Origin of the sequence: Brevundimonas kwangchunensis (genome assembly GCF_039523815.1) — a bacterium.
Lineage (GTDB): Bacteria > Pseudomonadota > Alphaproteobacteria > Caulobacterales > Caulobacteraceae > Brevundimonas > Brevundimonas kwangchunensis.
The window spans coordinates 867896-879234 of sequence record NZ_BAAAGA010000001.1 but is presented as its reverse complement, the minus strand read 5'-3'; the positions used below and the strand labels follow the sequence as shown (position 1 = coordinate 879234).

At 69.1% G+C, this 11339-nt stretch carries 9 protein-coding genes; 4 read left to right on the top strand and 5 right to left on the bottom strand.

Annotated elements, in window-relative coordinates; genetic code table 11:
- Positions 1–38: 38 nt before the first annotated feature.
- From ABDZ95_RS04250 to ABDZ95_RS04240, 3 genes are all read left to right on the top strand, one after another.
- The gene (locus ABDZ95_RS04250; RefSeq protein WP_343790871.1) at positions 39–896 is read left to right on the top strand and encodes an alpha/beta hydrolase; all 858 of its coding nucleotides are present in this window, start codon (positions 39–41) and stop codon (positions 894–896) included.
- 61 nt (positions 897–957) lie between these two features.
- A complete protein-coding gene (locus tag ABDZ95_RS04245; protein ID WP_343790868.1) occupies positions 958–1596 on the top strand; it encodes a hypothetical protein in 639 nt (212 codons plus the stop codon).
- Between the two features lie 55 nt (positions 1597–1651).
- A complete protein-coding gene (locus tag ABDZ95_RS04240) occupies positions 1652–3097 on the top strand; it encodes an AMP nucleosidase (protein ID WP_343790865.1) in 1446 nt (481 codons plus the stop codon).
- Between the two features lie 147 nt (positions 3098–3244).
- On the opposite strand, the gene ABDZ95_RS04235 is transcribed toward ABDZ95_RS04240, so the two are convergent.
- The 5 genes from ABDZ95_RS04235 to ABDZ95_RS04215 form a co-directional block, all read right to left on the bottom strand.
- Positions 3245–3748, bottom strand: coding sequence for a phasin (locus tag ABDZ95_RS04235; RefSeq protein WP_343790862.1), 504 nt, complete (start codon positions 3746–3748; stop codon positions 3245–3247).
- A gap of 21 nt (positions 3749–3769) precedes the next feature.
- Positions 3770–4525: a creatininase family protein gene (locus tag ABDZ95_RS04230; RefSeq protein WP_343790859.1), complete on the bottom strand. Its 756-nt coding sequence runs from the start codon at positions 4523–4525 to the stop codon at positions 3770–3772.
- A 203-nt stretch (positions 4526–4728) separates the two neighbouring features.
- A complete protein-coding gene (locus ABDZ95_RS04225; RefSeq protein ID WP_343790856.1) occupies positions 4729–5322 on the bottom strand; it encodes a TetR/AcrR family transcriptional regulator in 594 nt (197 codons plus the stop codon).
- Positions 5322–6905 carry a DHA2 family efflux MFS transporter permease subunit gene (locus ABDZ95_RS04220; RefSeq protein ID WP_343790853.1) on the bottom strand — a complete coding sequence of 528 codons (1584 nt, stop codon included), beginning with the start codon at positions 6903–6905 and terminating at the stop codon, positions 5322–5324. The genes ABDZ95_RS04225 and ABDZ95_RS04220 overlap by 1 nt, the downstream gene beginning before the upstream one ends.
- A gap of 194 nt (positions 6906–7099) precedes the next feature.
- Positions 7100–8194, bottom strand: coding sequence for an HlyD family secretion protein (locus tag ABDZ95_RS04215; RefSeq protein ID WP_343790850.1), 1095 nt, complete (start codon positions 8192–8194; stop codon positions 7100–7102).
- 201 nt (positions 8195–8395) lie between these two features.
- Here ABDZ95_RS04215 and ABDZ95_RS04210 point away from each other — a divergent pair, with 201 nt between their 5' ends.
- Positions 8396–11227: a M16 family metallopeptidase gene (locus tag ABDZ95_RS04210; RefSeq protein ID WP_343790845.1), complete on the top strand. Its 2832-nt coding sequence runs from the start codon at positions 8396–8398 to the stop codon at positions 11225–11227.
- Positions 11228–11339 lie beyond the last annotated feature (112 nt).

The following is an 11339-nucleotide window of genomic DNA, read 5'->3' as shown; positions in this document are numbered from 1 at the left end:
ACCGTGGTCTGGTCGACCGGATCGTGCGTATCTGGCGCATGACCCGAAGAGGCCTGTTCGTCCCCGTGCTCGGCGCCCTGGCCGCCGCCTGCTCTCCTCTCGCCCTGCTGAACGGGCTGGGACCGCGCGATGGCGGGGTCAGGCGTAGCGCGCGCGGCCTGCCCTACGGCTCCGACGCGCGGCAGACGATGGACGTGTTCGCGCCGACGGCGGCGGCCAACGGCCCGCGTCCGGTGCTGGTGTTCTTTTACGGCGGCGGCTGGGATTCGGGGTCTCGCGAGGTCTACGGCTGGGCCGCTCAGGCGCTGGCGGCGCAGGGCTTCGTGGTCTTCGTCCCGGACTACCGGATCGTGCCGGAGGTCCACTTCCCGGCCTTCATTCAGGACGCGGCTGCGGCGACGGCGGAGGCCGGAAAGCTGGCGGCGCGGTACGGCGGCGATCCGGCAAGGCTGGGCGTGATCGGCCATTCGGCCGGCGCACATCTGGCCATGATGATCGCGCTGGACCGGCGCTATATGGCGGGCGTCGATGCGCCGAACCTGATCAGGGCGGCGGCGGGACTGGCGGGTCCCTATGACTTCCTGCCGTTCGACGTGCCGGCCTCGATCAACGCCTTCGGCCGGGTGGCGGACCCGACCCTGACGCAGCCGGTTTCCTTCGTGCGCGCCGACGCTCCGCCGCTGTGGCTTGGGCACGGGACGGACGACGTCGTGGTCCACGCCGAGGACACCACCATCCTGTGCGACCGGATGCGCGCAGTCGGCGGCCGGTGCGAGGCGAAGCTCTATCCGGGTCTGAACCACGCCGACCTGATCGCGACCTTCTCGCCCCTGTTCCGGAAGAAGGCGCCAGTGCTGGCCGACGTCAGCGCCTTCCTGCATCGCGAGCTGGGCTGACGTCAGAAGGCGTCAGTGGTCTTGCGGCGGCCGACATGGATCATGTCGCGCGGAGGGCCCCATGAAGATCGCGCTCGCACCCGTCGCCCTGTTGCTGCTGACCGGCTCCGCGGAGGAGCCGATGCCGCGCCCGAGCTTCGAACAGCTGGGCCGGACCTGTCTGCCGATCAAGCTGGATCAGGGCTGCGCGGTGGCGTCCGCCGGCTTCCTCAACGACGCGCCGGGCGGCGGGCGGCTCTACTGGCAGATCCAGCAGGGGGCGAGCGCGGAGGATGGGGTCGGCGGCGGGATCGTCCTTCTGCGCGAGGACGGACCGGGTCTGCGGCCGGTGCTTCAGGCTTTCGGCGCCTGGCGCTACGAGGCGCCACAGTGGGTGACGGACGAGGACGGCGTTCCCCTGCTGATCCTTCGCGCCACCAGCGGCGGAACCTCGGCCAGTCCGATGGACAGCCTGTACCGCTGGGACGATGCGGAATGGCGGCCGGTCGATACCGACCAGTGGCAGGATCAGGTGGCCGACATGGCCGACGGGCTGACAATCCAGAGCGGGGTGCGGATCGATTTCGAGCGTATGCGGGCGGTGACGCCGCTGTGGCGCGAGCGGGACGGGCATTGCTGTCCCACCGGCGGCTGGGCGTCGCTGCGGTTCGAGATCCGCAACGACGTCCTGCATCTGACCGAGGTTCGTCACACGCCGTAACGCGTGTTCAGCGTAGCCGTCTCGCCAACGTCACGACCTTCCGTTAAGGGAGGCCATGACAAATACGATGACAGCACAGGCGGCGCTGGACCGCCTCGAAACCCTCTACACCCAATCGGTCTCCAACCTGCGTGACGCGGTGAAGACCTTCCTCGCAACCGGCGAGCGTCCCGACGCCGAGGCGCGGGCCACGGGTCTCTTCTCCTACCCTGAACTCCGCATCAGCTGGTTCGGCGATCGTCCGGCCAATCTGGCGACGCGCGCGTACGCCCGTCTGTCGCGGCAGGGCGTCTACTCGACCACCGTCACGCGTCCGGACCTGTTCCGTCCCTATCTGACCGAACAGCTGAACCTGCTGCAGGAAGACTATGGCGCGACCTTCGATGTCGTGCCGTCGGAACAGGAAATCCCCTTCCCCTATGTTCTGGACGGCTCGGACGTGGTGCTGGACGCCACGATGACGGCGGCCATCGCCCGCTATTTCCCGACCACCGACCTGGCCCACATCGGCGACGAGATCTCCGACGGCCTGTTCGATCCGGCCGAGGACTTCCCGCTGTCGCAGTTCGACGGCCTGCGCACCGACTTCTCGCTGGCCCGGCTGCGTCACTATACCGGCACGCCGGTCGAGGATGTGCAGAGCTACATCCTGTTCACCAACTACAACCGCTACGTCGACGAGTTCGTGCGCTGGGCCGTGGCGCAGCTGCAGGACCCGAACAGCATCTACGAGACCTTCTCCACCTCGGGCGGGGTGGTGGTCACGCGCGATACGCCGAACCCGGACGCCGTCATCGCCGACGCGTCGTGGAAGAAGCATCAGATGCCGGCCTATCACCTGACTGCGCCGGGCCATGCAGGCATCACCCTGGTCAACATCGGGGTGGGGCCGTCGAACGCCAAGACGATCTGCGACCACCTTGCCGTCACCCGTCCGCACGCCTGGATGATGATCGGCCACTGCGGCGGGCTGCGTCCCTCGCAAACGATTGGCGACTATGTGCTGGCCCACGCCTATCTGCGCGACGACCACGTGCTGGACGCGGTGCTGCCGCCGGACATCCCCATCCCGTCGATCGCCGAGGTGCAGCGCGCCTTGTACGACGCCGCCAAGATCGTCTCGGGCGCGCCGGGCGAGGAAGTGAAGAAGCGCCTGCGCACCGGCACCGTCGTCACCACCGACGACCGGAACTGGGAGCTGCGCTATTCCAAGTCGGCCCTGCGCTTCAACCAGAGCCGCGCCGTCGCCATCGACATGGAAAGCGCCACCATCGCGGCCCAAGGCTATCGCTTCCGGGTGCCCTACGGGACGCTGCTGTGCGTGTCGGACAAGCCGCTGCACGGCGAGATCAAGCTGCCGGGGCAGGCCAACCGCTTCTACGAGGGCTCGATCTCCGAGCACCTGCAGATCGGCATCCAGGCCATCGACCTGCTGCGCGCCGAAGGCAACCGCCTGCACAGCCGCAAGCTCCGCGCGTTCGACGAGCCGCCGTTCCGTTGATGGACTGAAAATCACCCTCCCCCGCCGGGGGAGGGTGGTCGCACAGCGACGGGGTGGGGAGGGCCAGCGCTTGAGTCGTCGCGCCCCTCCCACCCTGTCGACGCTGACGCGCCGACGTCCCTCCCGCGAGCGGGAGGGAGATTCCTCTTACTTCTTCAGCCGCTTCGCGTTGGCGACCGCCGTCCGGTGGATGGGCCGCATCGCCTCGGTCTGGCCTTTCAGCAGTTCGCTGTTGAGGGTCAGCATCTGGCCGGCAGCGCGGGTCCACCAGCCGACGGCGTAACTGTACTGGGCCTGCAGGGCGCCGGCAGGCGTGGAGGCCGAGGCGCTCGAGGTGGCGGCCTGCATGGCGAGGCCGGCCTCGGTCATGGCGCTGGAGCTGACGCGCCCCCCGATGTCGCCGAAGGTCTTCGCGATGGCGGAAGCCGACGCCGACAAGGCTTCCACCTTCTCGGTGCTCATCAGCGACATTTCCTTCAGGTCGAGCTTGCTCGGATCGGCCATACCGGCGGCCATGATCTCGAGCCGGGCGTTGATCACATCGCCCGCCGCCTGAAGCATCTCGCCTCCGGACAGGGCGCTGTTGGCGGCCCGCGCGCTATCGCGCGTAAGGCGGCGGCCGGTCTGAATGGCTTTGTCGAACTGGGTCATGCGCCAAGCCTTGGGCCTCAATCAGGTCCCCGGCAAGGCCTCATCGGTAAAGGCCTGCACGTCCCTCAGCAGGGCGGGGACGGCCAGGTCGATGATCTGCTGCCCCTTCTCCGGTGAAGCCTGGGCCGGGTCCGAGCCGATGCGGCCGTCGGGGAAGCGGGCGCGATAGTCCAGAGCGTCGCGGATCGGCCCGTTCGGCGCGATCTGCGGGCTGTAGTCGGCGGTCTTGATGCGGTCGGGATAGGCCGCCTGGGTCACGGCGATCTCGGACGGGGTGGCGTGGGCGCCGTGGCCGGTCGGGAACAGGCGGTTGCACAGGGGCGTCACGCCCGGCAGGTCCCACCAGTTGCGCAGTTTCATGATCGTGCGCGACTTGCGTGCCTGGAACGACGGCGCGGCGTAGATCTCGCTGAAGGTCGCTTCGATCGTGGCGATGTTCCCGCCGTGCCCGTTCAGGAAATAGATGCGCTCGAAGCCGTGACGACCGAGCGAATGCACCCAGTCGGTGATCGCGGCCATAAAGGTCGAGGGGCGCAGGGAGATGGTGCCGGCGAAGGCCAGGTGATGCTGGGCCATGCCGATGTTGAAGGTCGGGGCGACGATCAGGCTGTCGTCGGTCTGCTCGGCGGCATGGGCGATGATCTCGGGGCAGAGCCAGTCGGTGCCGAGCAGGCCGGTTGGACCATGTTGCTCGTTCGAACCGATCGGCACCACCACCGTCTTCGTGGACTTCAGGCGCGCGTCGATCTCGGGCCAGGACGACAGGTGCATCAGCATGGGGCGGTCTCCGTGAGTTGGGCCGGGTCTAACCCGTACACTCACGATCGTCATCCTCGGGCTTGACCCGAGGACCGGACGGCGTGGCGAACTGTGCCTTGCCGATGCGGCGCGTTCAGCGGGCCGGAACTACGGGATGCGCAGCCCTGCGTCCGGCCCTCGGGTCAAGCCCGAGGGTGACGGCGTTTTCTGGAGGGATGGGTTCAAGGCTGGAACGCCCGGATGAAGCGGCGGGCGGTTTCGGCGGCGCGGGCTTCCGGATCGAAGGCCGGATGCGGGACGCCGAGCACGCTGCGCAGATGGCCGTGGCCGAGGGTCATGCCGACGAACATTTCAGCGGCCAGAGCCGGCTCCGGCACGGACAGGGTTCCGAGGCGGTTCTGCTCGGCCAGCCAGTCGGTCAGTCGGCGCAAGCCCTGCGCGGGGCCGGCGTCGTAGACCGCGCGGGCCAGATCGGGGGCGGTCGGCGACATCAGGGCCACGCCGCGCATCGAGGTCCGGCCGTCGTCGCCGCAGATCTTCTGCAGCAGGCTGGAGGCCATGGCGGTCAGGACCGCCTGCGGATCGCCGCCCGAGCGCAGCGGCGCGCTGATGGCGTCCGAGCGGCGCTCGGCGAGGGCCCGGCCGATCTCCACCTTGGACGGGAAGCGGTTGTAGAGGGTCTGGCGCGAGACGCCGGCCTTGCGGGCGATGGCGTCCATCGAGGTCGAGACGCCCTTCTCGGCGAACAGCGCCATCGCCGCCTCAAGGATGGCCTCGGTCTTGGTCTCGTCGATCTGGCCAGCGATCCTGGGCATCAGTGGGCGTCCACGGGCGGGGCGCCGGCCTGCGGCTTCACCGGGCGGGCGAACAGGGTGATGAAGGCGGCGATGGCGCAGCCGATGGCCAGCATCGCGAAGGCGTCGCCGAAGGCCAATGTGGTGGCCTGCCGCATCAGCATGCCATGAACCGCCTGCATCGCCGCGCCCGCCGGATCGGCCGAGCCGGCGAACCGCTCCTGCATGCCAGCCAGCAGGTTCTGCATGCCCGCGTTGGTGACGGAGATGTTCTGCGTCAGCTCGCTCATATGCAGGGCCGTGTTGGTCGTCAGCGAAGTATTCAGGGTCGCCAGACCCACGGCCCCGCCGACGTTGCGGAACAGGTTCACCAGACCCGAGGCGTTCTTCACCATGTGCGGCGGCAGGGTCGACATGGTCACCTGCTGCGAGGCGATCATGGCCAGCATGACGCCGACGCCGCGCAGGGCCTGAACCCCGGCGAACTCCCAGAAGCCCCACTCGCTGGTCACCGCATGGGCGTCCCACATGCCCCAGGCGCACAGCATGAAGCCGCCGAACATCAGAACGCGCGGATCCACCGCCCGCGCCAGACGCCCGGCGAAGGGGCCGGTGGCGAACATGGCCAGACCCGAGACGACCATGGTCGTGCCGACCTCGGCCGCCGAATACTCGCGCACCCGGCCCAGGAAGAGCGGCAGCAGGAATGTGCCGCCGAACAGGGCGAAGCCGACGGTGAAGGTCATCACCACGCCGACGAGGAAGTTGCGGTTTTTGAACGCCCGCAGTTCGACGATCGGATTCCAGTAAGTCAGCACCCGCCAGATGAAGGCCGGGCCGGTAAGCAGCACGACCACGGACAGCAGCAGGATGTGGTCGTCGGCGAACCAGTCGTTCTTCGCCCCCTCCTCCAGCACGAACTGCAGGCTCATCAGGAAGACGGCCATCAGGCCCAGGCCGAACCAGTCGAAGCCTTTCGACAGCGACGGGTCGCCCTTGTCGAAGTTGGCGTAGCGACCGACCAGGAACAGCACCAGCAGTCCCGGCGGGACGTTGATGAAGAACAGCCATCGCCAGCTGAGCTGCTCGGTCAGGTGGCCGCCCAGCGTCGGGCCGACGGTCGGCGCCAGCGTGACGATCAGACCCATGATGACGCTGGCGGTGATGCGCTGTTTCGGCGGGAAGGCGGTAAAGGCCACGGCGAAGACGGTCGGGATCATGGCCCCGCCGACGAAGCCCTGGATCGCGCGGAAGAAGATCATCTGCTCGACCGACTGCGACAGACCGACGGCAATGCTCATCAGCAGGAAGCCGGTGCAGGAGGCGAGGAAGACCTTCTGCGTTCCCCACAGCCGCGACAGATATCCCGACAGGGGAATCATCACGACCTCGGGGATCAGATAGGCGGTCTGGATCCAGCTGATCTCGTCGGCCGAGGCGCCGACGCCGGCCTGGATCTGGGGCAGAGAGCTGGCGACGATCTGGATGTCCAGGATCGCCATGAACTGGCCGATGACCATGCCGGCGAAGCCCAGCAACAGGACGGTCCAGTTGACCTTGGGCTCGTCCGTGGGGGCGGCGGCGGATACTGGAGCGGCTGTCATGGATTGAGCGCCCCGGCGCAGGCCGGCATCTGGCTTAGCGTTCCGGGGTTCATCACCAAGGACACCAAGGGTTCACGAAGAGCTCTGCTCTCGTGGTGTCCTTGGTGACCCCTTGGCGTTCTTTGCGATGAACCCGCTTCGCGGATTCTCCGGCCTTCGGAAGCCGGGCGGGACAGAACAACCATGATGGCGGCCTAGTTCAGCGCCGCGTTCTGGACGGGCGCGGCGGCGGCCTCGGCGAAGCTCAGGCCGCCCTCGCTCTTGAGGTCGACCTTGACCTCGACCGACAGGCCGGGGCGCAGGGCGGCGCCGGCGGTGCGGTCGACGCGGATGCGGACGGGCACGCGCTGGGTGATCTTGGTGAAGTTGCCGGTGGCGTTCTCGACCGGGATCAGGGCGAACTCCGAGCCGGTGGCCGGGGCGAAGCTGTCGATGTGGCCGGTCAGGCGCTGGCCCGGGAAGGCGTCGGCGCTGATCTCGACCGTCTGGCCCAGACGCAGGCGATCCATCTGGGTCTCCTTGAAGTTGGCGACCACATAGGTGTCGCCCAGCGGCACGATCGACAGGATCTGGCCGCCCGGACGGACATACTGGCCGACGCGCACGCCGCGGGCGCCGACGACGCCGGCGACCGGCGCGCGGATCACGGTGCGCTCCAGGGCGATGCGGGCCTTGTCGACGGCGGCCTGGGCCTGCTGGACCGAGGCGACCGACTGGCTGCGGGTCGAGCCCAGCACGCCGGCGGCGCGCTGTTCGGCGACGAGGGCGGCCTGGGCTTCGGCCACGGAGGCCTGTGCGGTGCGGACGCCGGCCTGTTCGGTCTCGATACGCTGTTGCGACACCCAGCCCTGCTCGGCCAGACGGCCGTAGCGGGCGACCTGCTGGCGGGCCAGATCGGCCTGGGCCTGCGCCTGGCTGACGGCGGCGGCGCGGCTGGCGATGACGGCCTGTTCCTGCTCGGCGCGGGCGTCGACGTTCTGCACCCCGGCCTGCAGGGCGGCCAGATTGGCCTCGGCCTGGGCGAGGTTCGCCTTCGCGTCGGCGTCGTCCAGACGGATCAGAACCTGACCGGCCTCGACCCGCTGGTTGTCGCGCACCAGCACCTCGACGACATAGCCGTCGATCTGGGGGCTGACCTCGGTGGTGTCGGCCTGGACGAAGGCGTTCTCGGTGGCCTCCCACCGCTGCTTGCCCTGCCACCAGACCACACCGCCGACGACGAGGCCGATGGCTGCGACGCCGGCCACGATCAGGGGCAGGCGCTTCTTGAGAACGGGATTCAGGGCCATCTGGCGCACTCGCATATGAGCGTTCGGGGAGGAACGCGGCGCATAAATGGACAGAACCGTCCAAAAATCAATCCTGCAAAAAGTACGATGCCGCGCACGTGATATTTCAATGCATGACGCCGCGGCGCGAACGCCTCTTGGTGAAGTCGAATCCGGCGTCTAGGTTCGCCGCAGAGTTGTCAGCGTCGTCGGGGCGGTCGGGTGATTTTCAGGTCTGTTTCGGTCGCCCTCGCGGCGGCGATGGCGCTGTGCGTCGGCACGCCGGCGGAGGCGCAGCGAAACCCGCGCGCCAATGAAGTCATCCGCACCGACCCGGCCGTGCGGCAGGGTCGCCTGCCCAACGGCCTGCGCTATGCCCTGATGCGCAACGACCGGCCGGTCGGCGGCCTGTCGATCCGGCTGCGGTTCGACGTCGGCAGCTATGAGGAGCCGGACGAGTACCGGGGCATCGCCCACTTCCTCGAGCATATGGCCTTCAACGGCACGCGCGGCATCCCCGAGGGCGAGCTGGTGCGCCGCTTCGCCGAGGCCGGCGTCGCCTTCGGGCGGGACCAGAACGCCAGCACCTCGATGTTCGCCACGACCTACGATCTGGAGCTGCCCCGGTCTGACGCGGCGTCGCTGGACCTCGCCTTCGGCTGGCTGCGCGACATCGGCGACGGCCTGACCCTGACGCCCGAGGCGGTCGCCCGCGAGCAGGGCGTGATCATCGCCGAGCACAACGGCCGTCTGGGCCCGGCGCGGGACTGGTACGAGGCCTATCAGGCTTTTGCGGCGCCGGACGCCCGCAGCCGGGTGCGCTCGCCGATCGGGACGTCGGAGACCATCCGCGCCATCGACGCCGGGGCCCTGACCGCCTTCCACCGCGCCTGGTACCGGCCGGACAACGCCATTCTGGTGATCGCCGGCGATTTGCCGGTCAACCAGATGGAGGCGCGGGTGCGCCGGGCGTTCGGCGACTGGCGGGCCCCGTCGGAGCCCATGGTTCGCGCCGAGGCCACGCCGCTGGATCCGGCGCGTCCGCTGGACGTGCTGGTCTACCCCGAGAACCACCTGACATCGACGGTCGGCCTGTGCCGGCTGTCGCCCTGGCAAACCCTCGGCCCGGACACGCGCGAACGCCGTCGCCACTACATCACCCGCGGGCTCTGGGCCGGGATTCTGAATCGGCGTCTGCAGCTGCTGAGCCAAGGGGCCGACGCGCCGTTCGCCGGGGCGTCGGTCTCGATTTCGCCGTGGACACGCGAGGCGAACGCCGTGTGCCTGAACGTCACGCCGCCGGTCGACGGCGACTGGCGCGCCGCGACGGCCGCCGCCCTGACCGAGGTGCGCCGGATGGAGGCCCACGGCGTCAGCGATCCGGAGATCAAGCGTCTGGTCGATCTTCAGAAGCGCAGCAACTCCACCAGCATCCGCCGGGCCGATGACAGGTACTCCAGCAGCCTGGTGCAGGGCCTGCTGGGCCTGTTCCCCGTCCATGGGCTGGACCCGAGCGGGTTCGTTCGGCCGCGCGACATCCCGGCGATCTACAACGGCGTGGTCGCGGGCATCGACGCGGCGGCGGTTCAGGCCGATTTCGTCAGCGCCTGGAACGGCTCCGAGCCGCTGATCGCCGTGCGCATGCCCGAGCCGCCGACGGCGGACGAGGTCCGGGCGGTCTGGGCCGAGGCCATGGCGGCGCCCGCGCCCGAGCCACGTCCGGCGGACGAGGAATTGGCCGGCTGGGCCTATGAGGACTTCGGCCCGGCCGGCGAGATCGTCTCGCGCGAGACCATCGCCGAACCCGGCTTCACCCGCGTGACGTTCGCGAACGGCGTGGTGCTGAATGTGAAGAGCGTGCAGTTCACCCGGTCGCAGATCAACGTCTCGGTCGAGATGGGCGGCGGGCGCAACGCCGTGCCGGACGCCGACTTCCAGACCGCGTCGATGGGGGCCGGTCTCGTCTGGTCGGGCGGCCTCGGCCAGCACAGTTTGCGGGAGATCCAGGACCTGTTTCCGACGCGGCGGATCGGCGTCGGCGTGCGGATGCAGAACGACACCTTCCAGATGTTCAGCACGGTCGCCCCTGCGGAGTTCGAACTCCAGCTGCAGGCCATGACGGCCCTGCTGACCGATCCGGGCTTCCGCGACGACTTCCCCGGCCAGCGTCGGCAGATGATCGACACCGTCTATCGCAATGTCCGCACCAGCCCGGCCAACGTCCTGACGCTGGCTGTCGGCGAGGCGCTCGCGCCGGGCAATCCGCGCCTGCTGCCGCCGCGCGAGCAGATGGACGCCCTGACCATGGCGGACATCGAGCGCATCTATCGCCCGATCCTGACCGAGACGCCGATCGAGGTGACCATCGTCGGCGACCTTTCGGAGGAGCGGATGATCGAGAAGGCCGCGGCGACCTTCGGCGCCCTGCCGCCCCGCACGCTCGTCAGCCCCGATGCGGGCAGTTACCTGATCCGGTACGGCGATGCCCGGCCGCAGGTGCAGGCGACCCACGAGGGCGCGGCGGATCAGGCGATGTTCACGGCGACCTGGCCCCTGTTCGTCGGCGACGCCTCCCGGCGGCGCGAGCAACGCGCGCTGGAGCTGGTGCGGGGCGTGCTGCAGAACCGTATCCGCGACGAGGTCCGCGAGACGCTCGGCGCGACCTACAGCCCCGGCGTCGGCACACGGTTCGAGGACGGCGGCGACGACGGCTCCCTGAGCGTCAGCGTGGCGACCTCTCCAGCAGACATCGAGCGGGTGCGCGAGGCGGTCCGCCGCGTCGTCGCCGAGGTCGCAGCAGGCCAGATCACCCAGGCCGAGCTGGACAATGTCCGGGGTCCCATCCTCGCCCGCATCCCGGAAACCCGCGCGACCAACAGCTGGTGGTACGGCGTCCTGAACGGCTCGGTCCGCGAACCACAGAAGCTTCGCGACGCCGTCGAGTGGGAGTCCGACTATCGCGCCATGACGCTGGACGAGCTGAAGGCGGCGGCGGCGCAGTGGCTGTCGGGCGAACCGATCGAGGGCGTGGCCCTGCCGCAACCCGCCTCTTGATCCGGAGGCGGGACGGCGCAACAGGTCGCCGCCCGCTTCGTTGAGATCGCCATGACCGACCGCCTGCCCGCTACCCTCGACCTGGCCATCATCGGCGCCGGCGCGGCCGGGA